Here is a 24,801-nt window from a genome sequence, read left to right as displayed (position 1 = left end):
GTTGATCAACCTTTTGGTTGCTCTTGGCCGATGAGCGGCGGCGGGGGCGGCGGCGAACCTTAGTGATTCCTTAAGATCCGCAGGCTCCACCTGATCCCCCAACTGGAGGAACCCCTTCATGCTTTCTCACTCCACCCGGCGTTGGCTCGCGGGAGTCGGCGTAGCAGGCGCGTTCGTCGCCGCCTCCGCCAGCCCTGCCGTCGCCGCCGAGGCCCCCTTCGAGATCGCGACACATGACCTGCTCGTGGCACCCGGCCACACCGACTACGGCTACCTGTACGCCCAACAGACCGACACCGAGTCCGGAATGAACTTCGGTCGGACGTCCGTGGACATCGACCTGTCGGCGGTCGCCGCCTTCGCGACCGTGGAGCCGGCCTGGGGCTGGACCTGCGACGTCTCGGCGACGAAGCTGCACTGCGAGACCGACATCGAGGAGGAGCAGTCGCCCTCGTTCGACTACATGGTCACCGCGAAGGACGACGCGAAGCCTGGCCAGAAGGGCTCCTTGGCGATCAGCATGACCGCCGGTGGCAAGACCGCCAAGGCGACGGCCGACATCACCATCGCCGAAGGCGTCGACCTGGTCAGCGACCCGACCGTCGAGAGCAGCGGCGTTCCGGGTGGCACGGCCGGCCTGCCGGCCGTCGTGCGCAACGCCGGTGAGACCGCCGTCGATGGCGCTGTCCTCGTCATCCAAGCCGAGTACCTTGCCGCCTACGGCGGAGACTTCTCGAACTGCACGACGGACGAATGGGGAATGGCCTCGTTCTGCACGTTCGACACGAAGATCGAGCCGGGCAAGTCGTACAAGCTTGCCGGGAACCTGCCCATCAAGCTCGCCCCGGAGGTACGCACGGGTGCCAGGTTCCCGGTCCTGCTGGATTGGTGGACCACCGACGACTGGAATATGGCATTCAAGGACTGGTTTGTGGACGTCAAGCCCGGCAAGGGCGGGAAGCTTCGCCTGGTCGAGCAGTCGATGCAAGCTGCGCGAGTGCCGCAGACCGATCTGGACCGGTCGAACGACACCACCGTCGGGACCGTGCGGGTGACCGGCAGCAACCACGCTGATCTGGCGACCAAGGGCGCGACCGCGAGCGGCAAGAAGGGTGACGTGGTCACCGTCGAGCCGAGCTTCACCAACCTCGGGCCGGCTGTGCTCGAATACCTGGGCCAGGCGACGCCGGGCATCCAACTCGAGGACCTGCCGGTGCGGGTCTCCGTTCCGGCCGGCACGACGGTGGTCGAGGCCCCCGGCGACTGCGTGCCGTTCGTTCCCGTGAAGGAGTGGAACCCGTGGAACGCAGCATGGGGTGAGCCGGGCGCCAAGGAGTACGCCTGCCAGGTCCTGGAGATCTGGAAGGACGACGACACCTCGTACTCGTTCGGACTGCGGATCGACACGGTCGTCCCGGACGCCGCAGGATCCCTCACCACCACGCTCACCGGTGACCCGAACAAGAGCAACGACACCGCCAAGATCGTCATCAACCCGACCTCCACGGACGGCGGTAACGGTGGCAACGACAACGGTGGCAACGACAACGGCAACGGCGGCAATGGTGGCGGCCAGGGCGGCGACGGAGGCGGTCTGCCGGTCACCGGCCAGTCCACCGGCCTGATCGCCGGCCTCGGCGCGCTGCTGCTCGCCGCAGGCGTCGGCGGATACCTGGTGGCCAAGCGTCGCCGGACCCGCTTCGTCGCCTGATCCATCCCGCACCACCGGTGCCCCGTCGGCCACCAGGTCGGCGGGGCACCGTCGTTGGGCCCCACCACGCGGGCGGGTGGTGGAGGGCCGGTCCGGCGCGGCACGAGACCTGGGCTTCGGTACCCTTTGTGGCCGTGGACACAGCTGAGAACATCCGCGCTCTCGGGGAGAGCGTCGCCCTGAACCCGCTCGATCCCAAGGAACTCTTGCAGACCTTCGGGCTGATCGGCGTGTGGGTGATCCTCTTCGCCGAGACCGGCCTGCTGGTGGGCTTCTTCTTCCCTGGCGACTCGCTGCTGTTCCTCGCCGGGGTGGCCTCGTCGCCGGTGGCGGACGCGATCTTCGGCGACGGCACCCGCCTCTCCCTGACCGGCCTGCTGATCGGCGGGCCGATCTGCGCGATCGTCGGCGCCCAGCTGGGGCACTGGCTCGGCGCCCGGTATGGCCGGCCGATGTTCGAGCGGCCGAACTCCCGACTCTTCAAGAAGGAGTACGTGGAGAAGGCCGAGTACTACTTCCAGAAGTTCGGCCCGGCGAAGGCAGTGGTGCTGGCGCGTTTCATCCCGATCGTTCGGACCTTCCTCAACCCGGTCGCGGGCGCACTCGGCATGCCGGCCAAGAAGTTCCTGCTCTGGAACATCGTCGGCGCGGTCCTCTGGGTGGACGGCATCCTGCTGATCGGCTACCTGCTGGCGGAGCAGATCTACCAGGCCATCGGCGACAAGATCGACCACTACATCCTGCCGGTGGTGGCCCTGATCATCGTGATCTCGGTGCTGCCGATCTTCTTCGAGTTCCTCCGTGACCGGCGGGCCCGTAAGCGCGGCGAGGCCGTCGCGGTGATCGCGGCAGCCAGTGCCGCCGGTGCGGTGGAGGCGGCCCGGGAGGCGTTCGACCACGACGGGCACCACCAGCACGACCGCCGGCGCCCGGAGCACGGTCAGGACCGCTGACCCGACGAACGACGACGGCCGGCCCCCTGGAGAGGGGGTCGGCCGTCGGCATGTCGTACCCGGCCTCCGGTGGTGCGACCGGGGGCGAGCAGGTGTCACCTACCGGTGACGCCACCCCTGGCTCGTCACCGGACGCCGCCCCGACGCGGGACGGCGTGTTGTCCCTACGTCAGCGGGCCTTCTTGGTGGCTCGCTTACGCGGCGGGGTCAGCAGGTCGGCGATCGTCGCGATCGCACTCGGGACCAGGCTGTAGTACGCCCAGACACCGCGCTTCTCCCGCTGCAGCAAACCGGCCTCGGTGAGGATACGCAGGTGATGACTGACCGTCGGCTGGGAGAGGCCGAGCGGCGCGGTCAGGTCACAGACGCACGCCTCGCCCTCGGGGGCCGACTGGATCAGGCTGAGCAGCCGCAACCGAGCAGGATCGGCAAGGGCCTTGAGGACCCCGGCGAGACGCTCGGCATCGGCACGTTCGATCGGCTCGCCGTTAAGCGGCGAGATCTGAGGCATAGTCATTTCGGCCAACGCAGTTCCCACGTATTCCATCCTTCCACCAGCAGCATCGATCCGCCTGCATATCAGCAGATCCGAATCGGCAAACTTTTACGCCACAAGGCCGAGGTCAGCCAACGTATAGGCCGCCCGGTACGGCAATCCGGCGGCTCGCACCGCGTCGCCGGCACCTCGATCAACAATAACCGCCACGCCCACGACTTCCGCCCCGGCCTCGCGAAGTGCCTCGACAGCGGTCAACACACTTCCGCCTGTCGTGGACGTATCCTCCACCGCCAACACCCGGCGGCCGGCCACCTCCGGTCCTTCGATCCGCCGCTGCAGACCGTGCGCCTTGCCCGCCTTGCGCACCACGAAGGCGTCCAGGGCCCGACCGGTCGGAGCGGCGGCGTGCAGCATCGAGAGCGCGACAGGATCCGCGCCCAGAGTGAGGCCACCGACGGCGTCGTACTCCCAGTCGGCGGTGAGGTCCAGCAACACCCGACCGACCAGAGTGGCAGCCCGGTGATGGAGCGTGACGCGTCGCAGATCCACGTACCAGTCTGCCTCACGCCCCGAGGAGAGCACGACCCGTCCGTGGACCACAGCCAGGTCGGTAATGAATTTACGCAGGTCGTCGTGGTCCCCCATGGCGATAGAGGTTACTGCTCAAGTCTGAACGCCGCGTGCGGGGTCCACCCTGACCGACCCGGTGGGGGACCGATGGTTGGCGATGTTCGACTACGCTCAGCTACCGGCGTGACTGCGGCGCGCCAACGGTGACGCGGCGGCCCCTGGGGCGCGGTGGGCCTGCCGAGGGTCAGCGCTCGTCGCGACCGATGCGACCGCGAGTGTCCTTCGCGACGGCTTGGAGCAACCTGCGCGGCGCATGCCGCATGCCGGCCACGACCACCTTGTACTTCCACGCCGGGACGCTGACCATCTTGCCTTTGCGCAGGTCACGCAGGGCTTCGTCGACCACATCCTCGGCCCGCAGCCACAGCCACTCCGGCGTCTTGGACATGTTGATGCCGGCCCGTTGGTGGAATTCCGTGCGGGTGTAGCCGGGGCAGAGAGCCATCACCCGGACACCGAATGGTCGCGCCGAAAGGCCCACCGACTCGCTGAAGTTGGTGACCCACGCCTTGCTGGCCGAGTACGTCGAGCCGGGCATCGCCGTGCCGAAACCGGCGACCGAAGAGACATTTATCACTGCCCCGTCCCGTCGTTCGGTCATCGGTCCCAGCGCCGCCAGCGTCAACCGCATGACCGCGTGCACGTTGAGCCGCAACAGGCGGGCCTCGTCCTCCGCCGTGGAGCGCAGGAATGGCTTGTTCAGGCTGATGCCGGCATTGTTGACGAGCAGGTGCAGCGGGCTGCCGTCGGCGATCCGCCGCTCCACCACGGCACAGCCGTCGTCCGTGGACAGATCCGCCGGGATCGTCTCCACGACGCGACCGTGGGTCGAGCCCAGCTCGGTGGCCATCTCGGTCAGCCGGGCCGCGTCGCGGGCGACCAGCACCAGATGCCAGCCGTCGGCGGCCAGCCGCCGGGCGAACGCCGCGCCGATGCCCGCAGTGGCCCCGGTGATCAGGGCCCGGCGCTCAACGGTCGTGGGATCGAGCGGCACGGCGGATTCCTCACCTGGGCGGGTACGGGGGCGCGGGTGGCGCCGACGGCGGCTGGTACGAGGCAGGCGTGAACGCCTGTGGTGCGGACGGCATGGTCGGCGCGGTCGAGCGGTGGCGACCGAACCAGGCGTTGGCCGCCGGCAGCGCCAGCAGCGTAGCTACTACAAGGTAACCGAGCCCCTGCGCGACGGAAAGCCCGGCGTTCAACGGGATCCACCACGACGGGTACGCGTCGCCCACCAGCCCCAGCAACTCGGCGACAGCCTGCTCGCCGGAGCCCAGTTGCAGGGGCGCGGCCCGTTCACCGACCAACACCGCCACACTGCAACAGCCGGCGAGCAGGCCGAGTCCGCTGACCACCCAGGTGGCCACCCGCGCGCCGCTGCGACCCGCCAACAGCCCCAGGGCCAGGCCGGCGAGCACCGGAGCGGAGAGCGCGGCCACCACCGCGGACAGCACAACTGACGCGCGGAGCAGGGTCACCACGTCGGCGATCTGCTCCGGACTGGCCGAGGTGTCCCGGGCCGCGGAGCGGAACGCGTCGACAGTCCCGCCCAGCACTGCCAGGTCGACCACTGCGTACGCGAGCGCGGCGACCGCCATCACCAGCAGCGCGCCCGAGGCCAGCAGGACGACGGCGGGCCGGCGGGCCGGTGCCGATTCCGGGTACGACACGACGAATCCCTCCGGTAGGCGTCGGGTTGCAACCTACTCGGAGGGATCGTCGGAGTCGTGCTTATCCCTCGGTCAACTCGTCGACGGCGGGGTCGACCCGGGACGATCCGCTGGCGGAGTGTCGTCCGGTCGGTTCGTGGCCGGCGGCGGCGGGTAGCTCGGCTCCCCGCCCGACGGGTAGCCGGGCTCGCCCGTCGACTGCGGGTAGCCGGGCTGACCAGGGGCCTGGGGCTGCCCCGGGTAGCTGGCGCCCGGGGTCGGCGGCTCCCAGGCCGCGGTGGGCTTGCGGAAGAATTCGTTGGCCTTCGGAAGCGCCAGCAGGATCAGCGCCGTGATCAGCGCGATCAGGCTGATCACGCCGAGCAGGAGGCTGACCGGGGTGATCCAGGAGGGCAGCGCATCCTCGAGGCTGCGCCGAACCTCCTCGCCGCTCGGCCCGCCACCGCTGGTCTGACCACCGGTGAAACCGCCGGCCGCGTTGCTGAACAGGCCCCCACCGACGCAGCAGACCATGATGCCGCCGACGATCCAGGTGGTGATCCGGGCACCGTTGCGGCCCTGGTTGTTGAACAGAGCCAGAACGCCCAGCACGATGGCGAGCAGCAACAGCAGGATGCCGGCTCCGACGCCGACGGCGACGAAGACGTCGACCACCTGGTCGGCATTCTCGACCGTGCTGCCCTCGTACGCGTCGCGGAGAGCGTCGCGCGTCTTACCGATGGTGCTGAGCGTGATGATCAGACTGATCACCTGGCAGGCCAGGAACACGAAGATCAGATAGCTGGAAATCGACACGATGGACGGCCGCTGACGGGCCGGCGTGTTCTGGGAATCGACCACGATTCTCCTTTCCTAAGATCGCGCCCACACCGTATCGACAACCGGCCACTTCGGCATGCCGTCGCGACCCGCGCGTCCCGTCCGTTCGGCTCAGCGGTCCTCGGTCGTCGGGCGGATCGTCAGGTCGGCGGGGTCGAGCAGGTCACCGCGGGCCACCCGCCAGCCCTCCTCGCCGTACGCCTCGAAGGAGAGACGCGCGGCACCACCCGACTGGTAGTCGTGGTAGCGCACCGTTCCGGCCGACGGCAGCCCGGTCTCCCCGATGGCGGTGTAGCGCGCCTGCCCGGTCTCGGTCCAGGTGTAGCGCCGCCCGCCGACCTCGATGGTCGGGGCGCCCGGGGTGACTGTCGCGCCCGGCTCGGCCGTCCAGAGCACCAACTCCACCTCGGGCCCGTTTTCCACGGAGAGCCGGTGGCGGGTGCCGGAGTCGTCGTCGAGCAGGTGCTGCACCCAACTCCAGTCCCCCTCGACGAGGCGGATGGTGCCGCTCACCGCGTACTCCCGGTCGCGGATGCGGACGCGGTCGTGCAGGGCCAGGCGCAGCGGGCCCCTGCGCGGCGGTGCTGCCGACTGGCCGTCGGTCCGGCTCGTCGCCCGCTGGCGGGACCGCACCAGGATCGCGACCACCGCGAGTACGGCGGCTGCCGCCACCAGGCACGTCGTCACCGCGTCCACCCGACCACCTCCCCAGGTACGTCGGCCAGACGGTAACAACCTTCGGCACCTGGAAGGCCCGCGCTGTGGCCGACAGCTCAGCCACGCAGGACCGATCGGGCAGCACCGATCGGCGAATGGATCATGCTGCGGCGAGCCGTTGGGTGGCGTAGTTCCCGATGGTTTCGCGGTCCATCACGCAGCCGACGAAGGTGGTGAACTCGCTCGGGTCGTCCCGCAGCGACGTCCACGCCGCTCGGGCCGCCGCCGGGTCGATCCGCTCCAGCAGCGTCGCCGCGTACGCCCGGCCGGCGGGTGTGCCGTCGGCGAGCACCCGGTCGAGCTGCCGGCGTACCTCCTCGGGGTGGTCGTCGAGGGTGGCCGCAACCTGGTGGTATGCCTCGGTCACCGGCAACAACGTGCCGGCGATACCGACCCCACCAAAGGCGAGCGTGTCCGCCGTGACCAAGGCGTCAACTGCCGACTCGAGGTCCCGCTCCCACTTCTTGCCGATACCAAACATGCCCCCACCTCTTCCCCGCCCAGCCCACGTTGACCCCGTTGATCATGAAGTTATTGTCCCGACACGCCGAGCTGTCGGGCAACAACTTCATGATCAACGTCAATGGGGCACGTGTCAGGCGGCGGTTACCTCGAGGGTGTTCGGGTTGGTTCCGCGGTCGACCTTCACCGTGTCGCCGTCGCGGATCTGACCGGCCAGGAGGGCCTTCGCCAACTGGTCTCCGATCGCGGTCTGAACCAGGCGACGCAGCGGGCGAGCACCGTAGATGGGGTCGTAGCCGTGCTCGGCGAGCCAGTCGCGGGCGTCGTCGGTGATTTCCAGGCCCAGCCTGCGGTCGGCCAACCGCCGTCGCATCCGGTCCAACTGGATGTCGACGATGGAGCGCAGATCGTCACCCCGCAACGAGGCGAAGACCACGATGTCGTCCAGCCGGTTGAGGAACTCCGGCTTGAAGTGCGACCGGACCACGGCGAGGACCCCCTCCCGGCGCTGCTCCTCGGCCAGCGTCAGGTCACCGATCACCGACGACCCGAGGTTGGACGTGAGGATCAGGATCGCGTTGCGGAAGTCCACCGTACGGCCCTGGCCGTCGGTGAGCCGACCGTCGTCGAGCACCTGGAGCAGCACGTCGAAGACGTCCGGGTGGGCCTTCTCCACCTCGTCCAGCAGCACCACCGAGTACGGCCGACGGCGCACCGCCTCGGTGAGCTGGCCACCCTCGTTGTAGCCGACGTAACCGGGCGGGGCACCCACCAGGCGGGCGACAGAGTGCTTCTCGCCGTACTCGCTCATGTCGATGCGGACCATCGCCCGCTCGTCGTCGAAGAGGAACTCGGCGAGGGCCTTGGCCAGCTCCGTCTTGCCGACACCGGTGGGGCCGAGGAAGAGGAAGCTGCCGGTCGGGCGATCCGGATCGGCGATTCCGGCACGGGCGCGACGTACCGCGTCGGAGACCGCGCCGACCGCCTCGGACTGGCCGACCACCCGGCCGCCCAGCGACTCCTCCATCCGGAGCAGCTTGGCCGTCTCGCCTTCGAGCAGGCGGCCAGCGGGGATGCCGGTCCAGGAGGCGACCACGGAGGCGATGTCGTCCGCGCCGACCTCCTCCTTGAGCATCGCGCCGTCGGCCTGGAGCTGGGCCAGCTCCTCCTCGGCCTGGGTCAGCTCGACCTTCAGGGCGGGGATCCGGCCGTAGCGCAGCTCGGCGGCGCGTTCCAGCTCGCCGTCGCGCTCGGCCCGCTCGGCCTCGCCGCCGAGGCGCTCCAACTCCTCCTTCGCGGTGGAGAGTTTGGCGATGTGGCTCTTCTCCGTCTGCCACCGCTCGGAGAGCACGGTGAGCTGCTCCCGCTTGTCGGCCAATTCCTTACGCAGCCGCTCCAGCCGCTCGGCCGAGGCGGCGTCCGGCTCCTTGGCCAGCGCCATCTCCTCGATCTCCAGCCGGCGGACCGCGCGCTCGATCTCGTCGACCTCGACCGGCCGGGAGTCGATCTCCATGCGCAGCCGGGACGCGGACTCGTCGACCAGGTCGATCGCCTTGTCCGGGAGGAACCGGTCGGTGATGTAGCGGTCCGAGAGCGTGGCGGCGGCGACCAGGGCGGCATCGGTGATCCGGACGCCGTGGTGCACCTCGTAGCGCTCCTTGAGCCCGCGCAGGATGCCGATGGTGTCCTCGATCGTCGGCTCGCCGACCAGCACCGGCTGGAAACGGCGCTCCAGAGCCGGGTCCTTCTCGATGTGCTCGCGGTACTCGTCCAGCGTGGTGGCGCCCACCATCCGCAGCTCACCGCGGGCCAGCATCGGCTTGAGCATGTTGCCGGCGTCCATCGAGCCCTCGCCCTTGCCGGCGCCGACGACGGTGTGCAGCTCGTCGAGGAACGTGATGACCTGCCCGTTGGAGTTCTTGATCTCCTCAAGGACGGACTTCAACCGCTCCTCGAACTGGCCCCGGTACTGCGCTCCGGCGACCATCGCGCCGAGGTCCAGCGAGATCAGCTTCTTGTCCCGCAGGGACTCGGGCACGTCACCGGTGACGATCCGCTGGGCCAGGCCCTCGACGATCGCGGTCTTGCCGACGCCGGGCTCACCGATCAGCACCGGGTTGTTCTTGGTACGCCGGGAGAGCACCTGGATGACCCGGCGGATCTCGGAATCCCGGCCGATGACCGGGTCGATCTTGCCGTCCCGGGCGCTGGCGGTGAGGTCGACGCCGTACTTGGTCAGCGCCTGGTAGGTCTGCTCCGGGTCGGCGGTGGTGACCCGGCGGTCGCCACCCCGGACGGTCGGGAAGGCCGCGACCAGAGCCTCCTCGGTCGCACCGGCGGTCTTCAGCGCGCCGGACACCGCGCCGCCCACGCGGGCCAAGCCGGCCAACAGGTGCTCGGTGGACGTGTACTCGTCGCCCAACGGGCGGGCGATCTGCTCGGCGGCACCGATGGCGTTGACGAACTCCCGGGCCAGTGTCGGCTCGGCGATGCTGGAGCCCCGGGCGGCCGGGAGGGCGTCGACCGCGCGCTGGGCGGCCCGGCGCAGCTCGGTCGGGTCGGCCCCGACGGCGCGCAGCAGACCGGTAGCGGTCGAGCCGTCCGTGTCCAGGAGGGACAGCAGCAGGTGCCAGGGCTCCACGGTGGCGTGACCACGCTGGTTGGCCAGCGTGACGGCGCCCGTGATGGTCTCGCGGCTCTTGGTGGTGAGTTTTTCGGCGTTCATGGGCTCCCCCGGATCGGCGTTGTCCACTGGATTGGACACAACCAGAGTTGAGCGTATTCCACTCAACCTTAGCGCTGTGACGCCTGTCACTCCCGGCGTCGCCACCGCCAGTCGAACTCGCCCGCGGCGGGCGCCGGGCCGGGCAGTGGATCCGTTGCCGGCCCGACCGACAGGCCCGCCAACAGCACCGCGAGCTGCCGCCGGCGCAGTTGGCCGGTCCGCTCCGGATCGGGTACGCGGGCCGCGGCACACGCCTCCAACAACAACCCCAGATCCTGTACGACCACGTCCGGGCGGATCCGACCACTGGCGCGAGCCCGTTCGAACAGTGCGGTGGCCAACTCGCTCGCGCGCATCGCGTCCCGACCCATCTCCTCGGTGGGGGTGAAGGTGCCGGCCAGGTGGACGGTGAGCGAGTGGACGTCCGCCTCGACCACCCCGGCCAGAAAGGTGCCGAACGCCGCCCAGTCGTCCGGCTCGGCGAGCGCCGCCTCGGCCTCGGCGACGTACCGGCGCAACCCGTCGTGGCAGAGCTGACGCAGCAGGTCCTCCTTGCTCGCGTACCTCCGGTAGAGGGCGCTGATCCCGACCCCCGCACGCTCGGCGACGGCGGCGATGGGTGCCTTCGGGTCGTCCAGGAAGACCGCGCGGGCAGCTTCGAGGATCGCCTCGTCGTTGCGGGCGGCCTGGGCGCGGCGGCCACCCAGCGTCTTCTCGGAAGAGGTCGACATGACGCCAGACTATCAGTGGAACGGATCATTCCGGTCTGCTATCGTAATGCGGAACGAAACATTCCGTTCCGAAGGAGTTCCGAGATGACCGGCACCGCGATCCGCCCGTTCCGCGTCGAGATCCCGCAGACCGCCCTCGACGACCTGGCCGCCCGCCTGGACCGCACGGTCTGGCCCGCCGACATGCCGGGAGCCGGCAACACCTACGGGATGAGCAACGACCGCGTCCGCGCCCTCGCCGACCGGTGGCGCAACGGCTTCGACTGGCGTGCGGTCGAGTCCCGCCTGAACACCCACCCGCAGTTCGTCACCGAGATCGACGGCGAGCAGATCCACTTCCTGCACGTCCGGTCGTCCCGGCCGGACGCCACCGCGCTGGTGCTCACCCACGGCTGGCCCGGCTCGGTGCTGGAATACCTCGACGTGATCACGCCGCTCACCGAGCCGACCGACCCGGACTCGCCGGCCTTCCACGTGGTCATCCCGTCACTGCCCGGCTTCGGCTTCTCCGGCCCGACCCGCAGCGCCGGCTGGAACCGGTTCCGCACCGCCCGCGCCTGGGCCGAGCTGATGAATCGCCTGGGGTACGACAGCTACGGCGCGGTCGGCAACGACGCCGGCTCGATGGTGGCTCCGGAGTTGGGCCGGGCCGACCGGAAGCACGTGCTCGGTGTCCACGTCACCCAACTCTTCTCGTTCCCCTCCGGCGACCCGGCCGAGTTCGCCGAGCTGACCGAAGCGGACCAGGCTGCGCTCGGGCACCTCCAGTGGTTCTACGAGAACAAGTTCTCCTTCAACCAGGTGCACAGCCAGCAGCCGCAGACCCTGGCGTTCGGCCTGGCGGACTCGCCGGTCGGCCTGCTCGCCTGGAACGCCCAACTCTTCGACGAGAGCCTGGACGTGGACTTCGTCCTCGGCAACGTGGCGCTCTACTGGTTCACCGGCACGGCCGCGTCGGCGATCCGGTTCTACTGGGAGGACGCCCACGCCGACCAGCAACCCGCCGAGCCGACCACCGCGCCGACCGCGTTGGCCATGTTCCCCGGTGACTTCCAGTCCATCCGCCGCTTCGCCGAACGGGACCACGCCAACATCGTCCGGTGGACGGCGTACGAGACCGACGTCGAGGGGCGCGGCGACGTCGGCGGCCACTACGCCGCCCACCAGGCCACCGAGGTGCTGGTCGCCGACATCCGCGAGTTCTTCGCCAGCCTGAGCTGACCGCCGGGCTCCGAGCCATAGACCTTGGAAGGAAACTGCCCCTGGAAGGGCGCTTTCCTTCCAAGATCTGCGTTCTGTTCACTTAGCGGTAGCCTTGGCGAGGTGCGAGTACGTGTCGAGCAGACCGCCTTACCCGGGATCGGGGTACGTCACGATCTGGTGACGGAGTCCGGACGCCGCCTGGGCGTCGTTTCCCACCGCAACGGCCGCCGTGATCTCGTCCTCTACGATCCCGACGATCCCGACGCCTGCCAGGCGGACATCCCGCTGACCGACGACGAGGCCGAGGCTCTGGCCGACATCCTCGGCGCGTCGCTGATGCTCGGTCAGCTCTCCGGGCTGCGCGAGCAGGCCGCCGGTCTGCTCACCGAGCAGATCGCCATCCCGGCGGGGTCGCCGTACGTCAACCGGAAACTCGGCGACACCAAGGCGCGTACCCGCACCAGCGCCTCCATCGTGGCGGTCCTGCGCGAAGGCGAAGTGATCGTCTCACCACTCCCCTCCTTCCGCTTCGCAGCCGGCGACGTGGTGGTCGTCGTCGGGACCCGACGGGGTCTCGACGGTGTGTCCGCCATCCTCGCCGACAGTGACCCGGACGGCTGAGGCGGATGCACGACGTCACCACGCTGCTCGTCGAAGTCGGCGCGCTGCTGCTGCTGCTCGGGCTCCTCAGCCGGCTCAGCCGCCGGGTGGGCCTCTCGCCCATCCCGCTGTACCTGCTCGCCGGGCTCGCGTTCGGGCACGGCGGCCTGCTGCCGCTCGGTGCCAGCGAGGAGTTCTTCGCGATCGGCGCCGAGATCGGCGTCATCCTGCTGCTGGTGATGCTGGGCCTGGAGTACTCGGCCAACGAGTTGGTCGGCAACCTCCGCTCGGCGGCCCCGGCAGGGCTGATCGACGGCGTCCTCAACGCGCTACCCGGCGCGGGGTTCGCCCTGCTGCTCGGCTGGGACTGGGTCGCCGCCCTAGTGCTCGGCGGCATCACCTGGGTCTCCTCCTCAGGGGTGATCGCGAAGGTCCTCGCCGACCTGGGCCGGCTCGGTAACCGGGAGACCCCGGTGATCCTCTCGGTACTGGTCATCGAGGATCTGGCGATGGCGCTCTACCTGCCGTTGGTCACCGCCGTGCTGCTCGGCAGCGGCCTGCTCGGCGGTGGCATCGCGCTCACCGTCGCGGTGGGTACGGTGCTGATCGTGCTGGTGGTCGCCATCCGATACGGCCACCTCATCTCGTCCGCGCTGTCGGCGAAGGACCCGGAGGCGCTACTGCTCGGCGTACTCGGTCTGACGGTGCTGATCGCGGGCATCGCGGCGAAGCTCCAGGTGTCGGCGGCGGTCGGCGCGTTCCTGGTCGGCATCGCGCTGTCCGGCCCGGTGGCGCACCACGCCACGGAGCTACTCTCCCCGCTGCGGGACCTGTTCGCCGCGGTGTTCTTCGTCTTCTTCGGCCTGGTCACCGACCCCCGGGACATCCCGCCGGTGCTGCTGCCGGCGCTCGCCCTGGCCGTGGTCACCATGGCGACGAAGACGCTCACCGGCTACCTCGCGGCCCGCCGGGTCGGCATCGCGGAACCCGGTCGATGGCGGGCCGGTCTGGCCCTCGTACCCCGCGGTGAGTTCTCCATCGTCATCGCCGGTCTCGCGGTGGCCGCCGGAAGCGTCGAGCCGAGCTTGGCGGCGTTGGCCGCGACGTACGTCCTGATCACCGTGGTGACCGGGCCGATCCTGGCTCGGCTGCCGGACTTCCCGTGGTTCAAGCGGTGGCTGCGCAACCGTGCGGTGGCCCAACGACAGGAGCGCACTCCGGTCGCCGACCCCCTGCACTGACCTGGACGACCCCCCTGGCCGCAGCCAGGAGGGTCGCGCCGACACCCCGGGAGCGCCACTCGGGGTGTCGGCCACTGTCGAGCAATTGCGTGGTCCGCTCGACGGGCTCGGTCGTTGTCCCACTCCACGGGACGGTTACCGGGAGGGGCGAAAAGCCATTCCAGCCCCGCGACGAACTGAGCCTCGGCACCCCTCTGGAACCGCCGAACATGGATTGTCATAGGAGCATCTTCGGCCGCGCTGTCGATGCGGTGCAGCCGCCCAAGCCAACGGTTGCGGAATTGCTCCCCACGGGGACTACCGCAGCACCCGGCGGCGGGTTACCGTTTCGCCGCAGCAGCCAGGGTCCGCAGGCAGCGTTGCCACCCGCGGGCCAGAGCGGAAGGTTGGCCGGTGAGCGTGCAGGAATCGACGTTCCACGGCTTCGCCAACCCCGTCGACCCGACTCCGGCGGAGTTGCGAGCGTGGGCGTACAAGCCCGATTCGGTGCCGTTGGCCTCGATGCCACCCGACTGGGATCTGCTGGTCTCCGGTGACCGGCTGATCCTGACGCTCTTCGAGTTAGCCATGGATCCGACCTGCCCGGCGCGCCGTTTCGCGTTGCACTGCCTCTACATCTACGCGGCCGACGGCATCCGGACGAACTTCCGCGCCCACCCGAAACGCCGCTTCCGCAAGCTCGTCGAACAGGCCGAGCGGGACGGTGACGAGCTGATGAGGATCTGGGCACACAACGGCCGGGTGCTGCTGGCCCGACCGGATCTCTTCGTCTACCGCGACTGGTGCGAGGGCGGCCTGGTCCGCGAGAACCGCCGCCTCGGCTGAGACCAGGCGCGGTCGGCACCCGCACGACGAGCGGGCCGCGACCCCGCGCTGAGACCTCCGGCGTCCCGGCCCGTACCCATCAACGACGAACAGGCCGGGACCCCCCGTGAGTCCCGGCCCGCACGTCGGTTGCCGGTCAGTCCTGCTTTCGTTCCGTCTCGGGTGCGCCCCGGTCGCCCGGTTCGGCGAACCTGCCGCCGGTGACCCGGTCCCGGTAGGTCCCCTTGGTCACCTTGTCGAACTTCTCGCGGACGGTCTCGGCCAGGTCTTCCAACCGGTCTTCCGTCTGTTGGGCCACGTTCTTCGCCGGCTCCGCCATCGCTCCCCCTCGCCATGCCGGTAGGTCCGGATTAATCCGATTGGACCCTTATTGACAGGCTAACCGAAGCGGCCCGGACCGCGCCGGGGAATCCGGTACGGCCCGGGCCGAGGAAGCAGATCCGGGTGAGCGGCGGGTCAGCGACCCGGTGTGCGGCGAGGTCGCCAGACCACCAGCGCGGTGGACGTGCGGTTGGTGGGCACCAGGTCACTGCCCGGGAAGCGGGCCAGCGACTCCAGCTCGGCGATCCGGCGGTACGCGGCGTCGAGCTCCGCCTCCAGTCGGGCCACCCGCTGCTGAGCCTGCTCCAACAGTCGCTCCAGCCCGATGATGCGCTTGACGCCGGCCAGGTTGATCCCGTCGTCCTGGCTGAGCCGCTGCACCTCGCGCAGCAGCACCACGTCCCGGACGCTGTACCGGCGCCCCCCACCGGCGGCCCGGCCGGGCTGCACCAGCCCGAGTCGGTCGTACTGCCGCAGGGTTTGCGGGTGCATCCCCGCCATCCGAGCCGCAACCGAGATCATCAGCACCTTGGCCTCGTAGGCAGGGTCACCCGAACCGAGGAACTCGCCCGACATCCCGCTCACCTCCGCGTCCATTCCATCGGACTAACCGACCCGACGCACCCGCGCGTCGAGATGTTCCCGGGCCGCCGGCGGGCTCTGCTCGGCGAACGCCTCCAGCGCCGCGCGCGCCTCGTCCGACAGCCGAGCCGGAACCACCACGTCCAACGTGACCAGCAGGTCACCGGCCTGGCCGTCGCGGCGGACCACACCCTTGCCACGCGCCCGCAGCACCCGCCCGCTCGGCGTACCGGGCGGGACCCGCAGGGTCACCGCGCCGTCGAGCGTGGGTACCCGCAGGTCCGTGCCGAGCACGGCCTCGGCGAAGGTGACCGGCACGGTCAACGTCAGGTCGTCACCGGTACGCCCGAACAGCTCGTCCGGTCGAACCTTGACGTGCACGAAGAGGTCGCCGGCCGGGCCGCCGCGCTCGCCCGGCTCACCGCGCCCGGCCAACCGGATGCGCTGACCGTCGGCCACCCCGGCCGGGAACCGCACGTTCATGGTGCGGGTCTTGGTGACCCCGCCGCTGCCGTGGCACTCCGGGCACTTCTCCTCGACCACCGTGCCAACGCCCTGACAGTTGCGGCACGGCTCGGAGAAGCTGAACGCCCCCTGGTCACGGGTGGTCACCCCGGCGCCGTGGCAGACCGGGCAGGTACGCGGCTGCGTGCCCGGCTTCGCCCCGTTGCCGTGGCAGGTTTCGCAGACTCCCGGCGCGCGCAGCGTCAGGGGCAGTGTCACCCCGCGTACGGCGTCACCGAAGTCGAGTGCCACCTCGGTCTCCACGTCCCGGCCACGGGCCGGACCGCGCGGTGCGGCCTGACCACCGCCCTGACCACCGGTGAAGATCGAGCTGAACAGGTCCTGGAAGCCGGCGCCTCCGAAACGACGGTCGCCACCACCAGCACCGCCGAACATGTCGGAGACGTCGAACGGCATACCGCCCGGCTGGCCCCCACCCCGGGCGTTGCGGCGGAAGGCTCCCGAGCCGAACAGCGACCGCATCTCGTCGTACTCACGACGACGCCCCGCGTCGGACAGCACGTTGTACGCCTCGGACGCGGCCTTGAACCGCTCCTCGGCCTTGGCGTCGCCCGGGTTGTGGTCCGGGTGCGACTCGCGGGCCAGCTTGCGGTACGCCTTCTTGATGTCATCGGCGGAGGCGGCCTTGTCCACGCCGAGCACGGCGTAGAAGTCCTTCTCGATCCAGTCCTTGGAACTCACCGGTCCACCTCCTCTCGACCCTCGTGGCCCGGCCGTCCCGCCCACCGTTGGGTGGTGGGCGGGACGGCCCGGTCACTGTCTCGCACTATTCCGGATCCGCGACCGCTACCAGCGCGGGGCGCAGCAGCCGCTCACCGAGCTGGTAGCCGCGCCGCATGACCTGCACACAGGTCGGCTCGCTGACGTCGGCCGAGGTCTGGTGCGCGACCGCCTCGTGGCGGGTCGGGTCGAACGGGTCGCCCTGCTCGCCGAAGGCGTTCAGGCCGAACTTGCCCAGCGCTGTGGTGAGCTGTTCCGCCACCGTGCCGAACGGCCCGACCAGGTCGCCGTGTTCCCGAGCCCTGTCCAGGTCGTCGAGGATCGGCAACAGCGCGGCCAACACCGAGCCGGTGGCCTGCTCCTGCACCAGGCTGCGGTCCCGGTCGACCCGCTTGCGGTAGTTGGCGTACTCCGCCGACACCCGCTGCAGATCCCTGGTCCGCTCGTCCAGCTCGGCCCGGAGCGCCTCCAGTTCGGCGCCGAGCGGGCTGCCGGTGCCGCCGCCGTCGACCGGCTGCGCCGGGGCGTCCACCACCGGCGGACCGGAGGGTTCCGGACCGTCGGTGGCGTTGACCTCGACCTCGATCTCGTCGACCACGACCTCGGCGTCCTCGACCAGACCCTCGGCCGGCACGCCGGTCTCCGCGTCCGCGGCGGTGCCTTCCGGCTCCGACGTGTCGATGAGCTTGCGGTTGTTGCGGATGACGACCCCTTCCCCGTCGCCGGTGGTCGGCTCCGTGGGCGCGGAGCCACCCGGCGTCGACCCGGCGTCGACCGGGTCGGCGGCTCGTGGCTTCTGCGTCATGCGGTTACCTCATCCCTTCGCCGTGGATACGTGTCGGAGGCCGACGGTCACTTCTTGCCGTCCTCGTCCACGATCTCCGCGTCGACCACGTCGTCGGCCGCACCGGCCTGCGTGCCGCCGGTCGCACCGGTCGCGCCGGTCGCACCCGGGCCGGGCTCGCCACCCGGCTGCTGACCCTGCTCGGCCTGCTGCGAGTAGAGCAGCGAACCGGCCTGCTGGGAGACCTGCGCGAGCTTCTCGTGCGCGGACTTGATCTTCTCGATGTCCTGACCGCCGAGGGCGCCACGCAGCTCGCCGAGCGCCTCGTTGAGCTGCTCCCGGTTCTCGCCGGGCAGCTTGTCACCGCTCTCGGCGAGGAACTTCTCGGTCTGCCACTGGAGCGCCTCGGCCACGTTGCGGGTCTCGGCGTCGTCGCGGCGGCGCTTGTCCTCCTCCGCGTGCTCCTCGGCGTCCCGGCGCATCCGCTCGATGTCGTCCTTCGGCAGCGACGAGCCACCGGTGATCGTCATCTTCTGTTCCTTGCCGGTGCCCAGGTCCTTGGCGTGCACGTTGACGATGCCGTTGGCGTCGATGTCGAAGGCGACCTCGATCTGCGGCACGCCGCGCGGCGCCGGCGGGAGACCGGTCAGCTCGAAGGTGCCGAGCTTCTTGTTGTAGGCCGCGATCTCACGCTCACCCTGGAAGACCTGGATCAGCACCGACGGCTGGTTGTCGTCCGCCGTGGTGAAGACCTCGGAGCGCTTGGTCGGGATGGTGGTGTTGCGCTCGATCAGCTTGGTGAAGATGCCGCCCTTGGTCTCGATGCCCAGGCTCAGCGGGGTCACGTCGAGCAGCAGGACGTCCTTGACCTCACCCTTGAGCACACCGGCCTGGAGGGCGGCGCCGACGGCGACGACCTCGTCCGGGTTGACGCCCTTGTTGGGGTCCCGACCGGTGAGCTGCTTGACCAGGTCGGTCACGGCGGGCATCCGGGTCGAACCGCCGACCAGGATGACGTGCTCGACGTCGGAGATCTTGATCCCGGCGTCCTTGACGGCCTGCTCGAACGGGCCCTTGCAGCGGTCCAGCAGGTCCTGCGTCATCCGCTGGAACTCGGCACGGCTGAGCGTCACGTCGAGGTGCAGCGGGCCGGCCGCGCCGGCCGTGATGTACGGCAGGTTGATGTTGGTGGTGGTGGCGGCGGACAGCTCGATCTTGGCCTTCTCGGCGGCCTCACGGAGGCGCTGGAGGGCCATCTTGTCCTGACCGAGGTCGATGCCGTGCTCACCGCGGAACGTCTTGACCAGGTGGTCGATGATCCGCTGGTCCCAGTCGTCGCCACCGAGGTGGTTGTCACCGCTGGTCGACTTGACCTCGATGACACCCTCGGCCAGCTCCAGCAGCGACACGTCGAAGGTGCCACCACCGAGGTCGAAGACCAGGACGGTCTGCTCCTTGGAGCCCTTGTCCAGCCCGTACGCCAGGGCGGCCGCGGTCGGCTCGTTGACGATCCGCAGCACGTTGAAGCCGGCGATCTCACCGGCCTCCTTGGTGGCCTGGCGCTGGCTGTCGTTGAAGTAGGCCGGGACGGTGATCACCGCGTCGGTGATCTGCTCACCCAGGTACGCCTCGGCGTCCCGCTTGAGCTTCATCAGGGTCCGGGCCGAGATCTCCTGCGGGGTGTACTTCTTGCCGTCGATGTCGACGGACCAGTTCGTGCCGACCTCGCGCTTGACCGACCGGATCGTCCGGTCCGGGTTGGTCACCGCCTGCCGCTTGGCGACCTCACCGACGAGCACCTCGCCGTTGCGGGCGAACGCGACGATCGACGGGGTCGTCCGCGAGCCCTCAGCGTTGGCGATGACGGTGGGCTCACCGCCCTCGAGAACGCTGACGCAGGAGTTCGTCGTGCCGAGGTCGATACCGACCGCACGTGCCATCTTCGCTTCCTCGCTTCGTAAGGTTGTGCAGGTGCGGGCGCTGCCCGCGGCTGCCTGGCGAGCACCGCCCGCAGCGGGCCCCACCACAAGTTGAGTGAACTTGACTCAATAGTGCCACGCGCCAGCGAATCGTCAAGTTGAGTTGAGTCAACCCGACGCAACCTACCCGTTATTACCGTCTTGGTTGTCTTCCCTTGCATCGGTCGGGCACGCTTTAGCGGTGACGACGCATGGCGATCCCGCCACCCGTTCCGGCGCGCCCGCCGTCGCCACCCGCACCGGCCCGCCGGACGCCGCGGAGGAGCCGTCCGCCACCACCGGCGACGACGACAGCCTCCCCGGTGCACTGTCGGGCCTCCGGGAGGCGATCGGTGCGACCCGGTACCCTCTCGCGCTGCCCTCCGCAGGTGCCGCCCGGCACACCGCGACAGCCCTCACCGATCAACTCGACGACTATCTCCTGCCCCGACTCGCCCGGTTGGACGCCCCCCTGCTCGTGGTGGTCGGCGGCTCCACCGGAGCGGGCAAGTCGACACTGGTCAACAGCCTGGTAAAGGCCCGGGTCAGCGCCGCCGGCGTGCTCCGACCGACCACCCGCTCACCGGTGCTGGTCTGCAACCCGTCCGACGCGGCCTGGTTCCGACAGGGTGACCTGCTGCCCGGGTTGACCCGCACCACCGAGCCGAGCGAAGACCCACGCGCCCTGCACCTGGTCACCGCGCCGGCCCTGCCCCCCGGGCTGGCCTTCCTCGACGCGCCCGACATCGACTCGGTGGTCGACGCCAACCGGGCGCTCGCCACCCAACTGCTGGCCGCCGCCGATCTCTGGCTCTTCGTCACCACCGCCGCCCGGTACGCCGACGCGGTGCCCTGGGAGCTGCTGCGCAGCGCCCGGGCGCGCGGTGCGGTGATCGCCATGGTGCTGGACCGGGTGCCCGCCGAGGCCACCGACGAGATCGCCGCGCATCTGGCCGAGATGCTCGCCGAGCAGGACCTCGGCCAGGCGCCGCTGTTCGTGCTGCCGGAGACCTGGGTCGACGGGCAGGGGCTGCTGCCCGAGGGGGTGACCGCGTCGCTGGCCGACTGGTTCGCGCGGCTGGCCGCCGACGCGGACGCCCGCGCGGCGGTGGTCCGCCAGACGCTCGACGGGGCGCTGGCCGCGCTGCACCCCGCCGCCGAGGAGTTGGCCGACGCCGCCGACGAGCAGGTCGCCGCCGCCGACGCGCTGGACGAACGGGTCCGGGCCGCGTACCGGGGTGCCGAGCGCACCGCCGAGCAGGGGCTCCAGGATGGTCGGCTGCTGCGGGGTGAGGTGCTCGCCCGCTGGCAGGAGTTCGTCGGCACCGGTGAGCTGTTCCGCACCCTGGAGGCACGGATCGGCCGCCTACGGGACCGGGTCGTGGCCGCTGTCACCGGACGGCCGGCACCCGCCGCCGAACTTCGCAACGCCATCGAGTCGCAGCTGGTGACACTGCTGCGCGGGGTGGCCTCGGAGGCCGCCGAATCCGCGTACACCGGGTGGAAGGCGCACCCGGCCGGTGCCGGGCTGCTCGACCCCGCGCTCGCCCACCCGAGCGACGACCTGCCGGAACGTGCCGAACGGATGGTCCGGGACTGGCAGCGCGGGGTGCTGGAGCTGGTCCGGGTCGAGGGCGGTGACAAACGGTTCGTGGCCCGCACCGCCGCGTACGCGGTCAACGCCACCGGGTTGGCCGTGATGATCGCCGTCTTCGCCTCCACCGCGTTCATCCCCACCGGGTTGGAGGTGGCCACCGGGGCCGGCACCACAGTCGCCGCGCAGGCCGTTCTCCAGGCGATCTTCGGCGACCAGGCGGTGCGTACCCTCGCCGCGAAGGCCCGCACCGACCTGCTGAGCCGGGTGCGGACGCTGCTCGACGCGGAGGCCGAGCGTTTCCTGAGTCGCACCGCGGACGCCCGCCCCGCCGCGGACAGCGCCGACGGCCTACGCCGGGCCGCAGGTCGGGTCGAGTTGGCCCGCCACCGCAGCGGCCTGTCCGCCGCTGGCGGCACCCGGCCGGTCGCCGACGAGGAGGGCTCCCGGTGACGAACATCACCGGCCGGGTACGCGAGGCGTTCCGCGGAGACCAGCGGGTCGACGCCGACGCGCTGATCGCCCGACTGGACGCGGTAAGCCGGTTCCTGGCCGCGGTGGACGGCCTGCTGCCGGACGCCGAACTCGTGCCCGCGCACACCCTGGTCGAACGGGCCGGCACCCGCCTCGCCCTGTCCCGCGACCACACCGTGGTCGCCCTGGCCGGTGCCACCGGCAGCGGCAAGTCGAGCCTCTTCAACGCGTTGGCCCAACTCCAGCTCTCGCCGGTCGGGGTCCGCCGGCCGACCACCGGCGTCACCCACGCCTGCGTGTGGGGGCCACTGGAAGGCGCCAACCGGCTGCTCGACTGGATCGGCGTGCTGCCCCGACACCGCTTCGTCCGGGAGAGCGCCCTCGACGCGGACGACGAGACCGCGCTGCACGGGCTGATCCTGCTCGACCTGCCCGACTTCGACTCGGTGCAACGGTCCCACCGGCTCGAGGTGGACCGCCTTCTCGGCCTGGTCGACCAGGTGGTCTGGGTGGTCGATCCACAGAAGTACGCCGACCGGGTCATCCACGACAACTACCTGCGCGAGTTCCACCGGCACCGAGACGTCACGGTCGTCGTGCTCAACCAGGCCGACCGGCTGCCCCCGGCCGAGTTGCCCCGGGTCCTGGACGACCTACGCCGGCTACTCGACAGCGACGGGCTGACCGGGGTGCCCCTGCTGTCCACCACCGCCATCGACCCGGCCGGGATGGTCGGGCTGCGCGGCGCGCTGGAGCGGACCGTCGCCGAGCGGCAGGCCGCGCTACGTCGGCTCGCCGGTGACGTCGACACCGTCGTCGTCGCCCTGGACGAAATGGTCGGCTCGGCCCGGCCCGCAGGTGGGCCGGACGACGCGGCCGTCGCCGGGTTGAACCGGGCGTTGGCCGGTGCTGCCGGGGTCCCGGCGGTGAGCGAGGCGGTGGAGCGGGCGTACCGGCATCGGGCCGGCGCGATCACCGGCTGGCCGGTGGTCCGGGGCTGGCGGCGGTTGCGACCCGACCCGCTGCGTCGGCTGCACCTGCCCGGCCCGGCCGGCGCGGACGCCGACCCGGCGGAGAGCCTGGTGGCCGCGACCTCCGTACCGGATGCGACGGTCGCGCAGCGCTCCGCCGTGGGCCTGGCCGTCCGCGCGGTCGCCGACCGGGCCGCCAGCGGCCTGCCCGCCGCCTGGCCGACGGCGGTGACCTCCGCGGCCCGGTCCCGCCTCGACGACATGCCGGACGCGTTGGACCGCGCGATCGCCGGCACCGACCTCGGTCTGGACCGCCAGCCGGTGTGGTGGCGGGTCGTCGGCGGTGTGCAGTGGCTGGTCACACTGGCCGCCGTGGTCGGCCTGGGCTGGCTGGTGCTCGGCTACGCGCTACGGGCGCTCGGCCTGCCCGCGCTGGACAACCCGATGGTCGGGCAGGTGCCACTGCCCACCGTGCTGCTGCTGGGCGGCCTGCTGGCCGGGCTGCTGGTGGCCGCGCTGACCCGACCGGTGGTGCGCTGGGCAGCCCGACGGGCGCGGGCCCGGGCTCGGCAACGGCTGACGGTCCGGGTCGCCGAGGTGGGCGAGGAGTACGTGCTCGCACCGGTGCGCATCGTGCTCGGCTCGTACGCGCAGGCACGCGACTCACTGCGGGACGCCGCCCGCCGCTGACGTTCGACGCGACTCGCTACCGCTCTGCGTACGCCCTGAGCGGCGTAGGGTCGAAGCATGGCCACGCCTCAGACCCCCTACGACGCGGTGCTGCACGCCGCACGCGACGTGACCAAGCTGGAGTCCGCCCTCGACGCCGAGATGCTCGGCAGCGCGCTGCTGGGCAGTGTCTACGCGATCGCGGAGACCGACCGCGACACCGCCGTACGGGAATTCGTCACCGGGTTCCTCGCCGCCACCGCCCGTCGGCGGATCGCGTCGGCGACCACCATCCGCCAGATCTTCGCCACGCTCGTCCCGGACGCCGACGGCACCGAGCGGGTCCGCCCGGGCAGCCAGGCGCCGAGCTGGACCGGTCAGCTCGGCCGGGTGCACCTCACCGGCGCCTGGGCGTACGGAGACGTGTACGGCGACCAGACCTCCTACCTCGCCACCTTCGCGTACGACGACGCGTCCGGCGGCTCCGAGCACGCGCTGGTGGCTCTGGTGGACCACAACATCGGGATCACCAAGGACATCTTCGTGGGCGGGCCGGCGGAACGGATCCTGGACCAGGTCCGGCAGATGTGCGCGGACGACGAGCTGACCTGGTTCCGCACCGAGAACCCGGCCCGGCTCCGGGGCGAGGTGGCCCGCCACCTCGCGGTGACCGACGAGCTGAGCGAGCTGCCCGGGGAGGGTTCACTCGCCACCGACCGGGCGCTGGTCGGCGCCCGACTGGCGATGCTGCCCACGGCGGCCGACCCGACCGGTCCGGCGGAGGTGGAGCCGCTCTCCGCCGCCGAACGCACCGACCTGGTCCGGCGGTTCCTCGCCGCGCCGGAAGCCACCCGTTTCGGCCTGGACTCCGTCGACGGCCCGGAGCTGGCCTCGCTGCACTTCTGCCTGAGCCTGCTGCTGGACCACTCGGCCTCCTTCCCGGACGCCGATCCGATGCGCTGGAGCCCGGCGGTGTCCGGGCTCTTCCTGCTGGACTGGGTGCACCGTCGGGCCGTGCTCGACATGGACGACGCGGCGATGCTGCCCCGGGTGCTGCGCGCCTGGGCGCGGTACGCGTCCCGCCAGCGCGGCCTACCCGAGGCGGCGACGACGCGCACCGACGAGGCGATCGAGGAGATGGTGCCGGAGTTCGCGCGCCTCTACTCGACGGGCGAGCGGCGCAGCGCCGCCACCGCCGCGGTGGCGCAACTGATGGCCGACGGCGTGGACCCGGACGACCCGGCCGCGCTGGACGCGTGGATCGAGGCGAACCGACACCGCCTCGCCGACGACGGCGCCTGACGACATCCGGGGCGGGCGGGTGATGCCGCCCGCCCCGACCTGGCCCCCGCACCCCGACCCGACCCCGGCCCGGCCCCCCGCACCTCGGCCCCCGCACCTCGATCCGGACCGGGAC

At 70.8% G+C, this 24,801-nt stretch carries 23 protein-coding genes; 9 read left to right on the top strand and 14 right to left on the bottom strand.

Translation table 11 applies throughout. The annotated features are described in order from the left end of the window. The first annotated feature begins 118 nt into the window (after positions 1–118). Positions 119–1,711: an LPXTG cell wall anchor domain-containing protein gene (locus O7614_RS02185; protein WP_278136829.1), complete on the top strand. Its 1,593-nt coding sequence runs from the start codon at positions 119–121 to the stop codon at positions 1,709–1,711. Positions 1,712–1,839: 128 nt separating this feature from the next. Then, positions 1,840–2,664 (top strand): DedA family protein, encoded by an 825-nt coding sequence (locus O7614_RS02180; RefSeq protein ID WP_278136828.1) that lies wholly within the window; start codon positions 1,840–1,842, stop codon positions 2,662–2,664. Positions 2,665–2,833: 169 nt separating this feature from the next. Here O7614_RS02180 and O7614_RS02175 read toward each other — a convergent pair whose 3' ends face one another. From O7614_RS02175 to O7614_RS02135, 9 genes are all read right to left on the bottom strand, one after another. After that, positions 2,834–3,211 carry a metalloregulator ArsR/SmtB family transcription factor gene (locus O7614_RS02175; RefSeq protein ID WP_030332125.1) on the bottom strand — a complete coding sequence of 126 codons (378 nt, stop codon included), beginning with the start codon at positions 3,209–3,211 and terminating at the stop codon, positions 2,834–2,836. A 57-nt stretch (positions 3,212–3,268) separates the two neighbouring features. After that, positions 3,269–3,808, bottom strand: coding sequence for an orotate phosphoribosyltransferase (gene pyrE, locus O7614_RS02170; protein WP_278136827.1), 540 nt, complete (start codon positions 3,806–3,808; stop codon positions 3,269–3,271). Positions 3,809–3,977: 169 nt separating this feature from the next. Continuing rightward, entirely contained in the window at positions 3,978–4,787 is an 810-nt protein-coding gene (locus tag O7614_RS02165) for an SDR family oxidoreductase (protein ID WP_278136826.1), read from the bottom strand. A gap of 10 nt (positions 4,788–4,797) precedes the next feature. Next, a complete protein-coding gene (locus O7614_RS02160) occupies positions 4,798–5,463 on the bottom strand; it encodes a hypothetical protein (RefSeq protein WP_278136825.1) in 666 nt (221 codons plus the stop codon). Positions 5,464–5,535: 72 nt separating this feature from the next. Next, entirely contained in the window at positions 5,536–6,303 is a 768-nt protein-coding gene (locus tag O7614_RS02155; protein ID WP_278136824.1) for a hypothetical protein, read from the bottom strand. A gap of 90 nt (positions 6,304–6,393) precedes the next feature. Continuing rightward, positions 6,394–6,978, bottom strand: a complete 585-nt coding sequence (locus tag O7614_RS02150; RefSeq protein WP_278136823.1) for a DUF4178 domain-containing protein — start codon at positions 6,976–6,978, stop codon at positions 6,394–6,396. 121 nt (positions 6,979–7,099) lie between these two features. Beyond that, entirely contained in the window at positions 7,100–7,480 is a 381-nt protein-coding gene (locus tag O7614_RS02145; protein WP_278136822.1) for a hypothetical protein, read from the bottom strand. 114 nt (positions 7,481–7,594) lie between these two features. After that, a complete protein-coding gene (gene clpB / locus O7614_RS02140) occupies positions 7,595–10,186 on the bottom strand; it encodes an ATP-dependent chaperone ClpB (RefSeq protein ID WP_278136821.1) in 2,592 nt (863 codons plus the stop codon). An 86-nt stretch (positions 10,187–10,272) separates the two neighbouring features. Next, positions 10,273–10,917, bottom strand: a complete 645-nt coding sequence (locus O7614_RS02135; protein WP_278136820.1) for a TetR/AcrR family transcriptional regulator — start codon at positions 10,915–10,917, stop codon at positions 10,273–10,275. Positions 10,918–11,001: 84 nt separating this feature from the next. Here O7614_RS02135 and O7614_RS02130 point away from each other — a divergent pair, with 84 nt between their 5' ends. The 4 genes from O7614_RS02130 to O7614_RS02115 all read left to right on the top strand — a co-directional run bounded on the left by O7614_RS02130 (position 11,002) and on the right by O7614_RS02115 (position 14,786). Next, a complete protein-coding gene (locus tag O7614_RS02130; RefSeq protein ID WP_278136819.1) occupies positions 11,002–12,138 on the top strand; it encodes an epoxide hydrolase in 1,137 nt (378 codons plus the stop codon). Positions 12,139–12,240: 102 nt separating this feature from the next. Then, on the top strand, positions 12,241–12,741 hold the full coding sequence (locus O7614_RS02125; RefSeq protein ID WP_278136818.1) for a TrkA C-terminal domain-containing protein: 501 nt from the start codon (positions 12,241–12,243) through the stop codon (positions 12,739–12,741). A 5-nt stretch (positions 12,742–12,746) separates the two neighbouring features. Next, complete coding sequence (locus O7614_RS02120) at positions 12,747–13,961, top strand: cation:proton antiporter (protein ID WP_278136817.1); 1,215 nt, start codon at positions 12,747–12,749, stop codon at positions 13,959–13,961. Positions 13,962–14,354: 393 nt separating this feature from the next. Next, positions 14,355–14,786 (top strand): hypothetical protein, encoded by a 432-nt coding sequence (locus O7614_RS02115; RefSeq protein ID WP_278136816.1) that lies wholly within the window; start codon positions 14,355–14,357, stop codon positions 14,784–14,786. Between the two features lie 136 nt (positions 14,787–14,922). On the opposite strand, the gene O7614_RS02110 is transcribed toward O7614_RS02115, so the two are convergent. The 5 genes from O7614_RS02110 to dnaK form a co-directional block, all read right to left on the bottom strand. Beyond that, positions 14,923–15,105 (bottom strand): hypothetical protein, encoded by a 183-nt coding sequence (locus O7614_RS02110; protein ID WP_278136815.1) that lies wholly within the window; start codon positions 15,103–15,105, stop codon positions 14,923–14,925. 137 nt (positions 15,106–15,242) lie between these two features. After that, on the bottom strand, positions 15,243–15,683 hold the full coding sequence (locus O7614_RS02105; protein WP_088991285.1) for a helix-turn-helix transcriptional regulator: 441 nt from the start codon (positions 15,681–15,683) through the stop codon (positions 15,243–15,245). 30 nt (positions 15,684–15,713) lie between these two features. Then, positions 15,714–16,895, bottom strand: a complete 1,182-nt coding sequence (gene dnaJ, locus O7614_RS02100; RefSeq protein ID WP_278136814.1) for a molecular chaperone DnaJ — start codon at positions 16,893–16,895, stop codon at positions 15,714–15,716. A gap of 85 nt (positions 16,896–16,980) precedes the next feature. After that, positions 16,981–17,739 (bottom strand): nucleotide exchange factor GrpE, encoded by a 759-nt coding sequence (gene grpE, locus O7614_RS02095; protein WP_278136813.1) that lies wholly within the window; start codon positions 17,737–17,739, stop codon positions 16,981–16,983. 47 nt (positions 17,740–17,786) lie between these two features. After that, on the bottom strand, positions 17,787–19,658 hold the full coding sequence (gene dnaK / locus O7614_RS02090) for a molecular chaperone DnaK (protein ID WP_278136812.1): 1,872 nt from the start codon (positions 19,656–19,658) through the stop codon (positions 17,787–17,789). A gap of 220 nt (positions 19,659–19,878) precedes the next feature. Between dnaK and O7614_RS02085 the strand changes: the two genes are divergently transcribed. The 3 genes from O7614_RS02085 to O7614_RS02075 are packed head-to-tail and all read left to right on the top strand — an operon-like array spanning position 19,879 to position 24,686. Continuing rightward, positions 19,879–21,723, top strand: a complete 1,845-nt coding sequence (locus tag O7614_RS02085; protein ID WP_278136811.1) for an ABC transporter — start codon at positions 19,879–19,881, stop codon at positions 21,721–21,723. After that, positions 21,720–23,405, top strand: a complete 1,686-nt coding sequence (locus O7614_RS02080) for a GTPase (protein WP_278136810.1) — start codon at positions 21,720–21,722, stop codon at positions 23,403–23,405. Before O7614_RS02085 ends, O7614_RS02080 begins: the two co-directional genes overlap by 4 nt. Before the next feature lie 57 nt (positions 23,406–23,462). Beyond that, positions 23,463–24,686 carry a hypothetical protein gene (locus O7614_RS02075; RefSeq protein ID WP_278136809.1) on the top strand — a complete coding sequence of 408 codons (1,224 nt, stop codon included), beginning with the start codon at positions 23,463–23,465 and terminating at the stop codon, positions 24,684–24,686. Positions 24,687–24,801 lie beyond the last annotated feature (115 nt).

Source organism: Micromonospora sp. WMMD961, assembly GCF_029626145.1.
Taxonomy (GTDB): Bacteria; Actinomycetota; Actinomycetes; order Mycobacteriales; family Micromonosporaceae; genus Micromonospora.
Note: the sequence above shows the minus strand (reverse complement) of the source record. Positions and strands in the feature narration are given on the sequence as shown.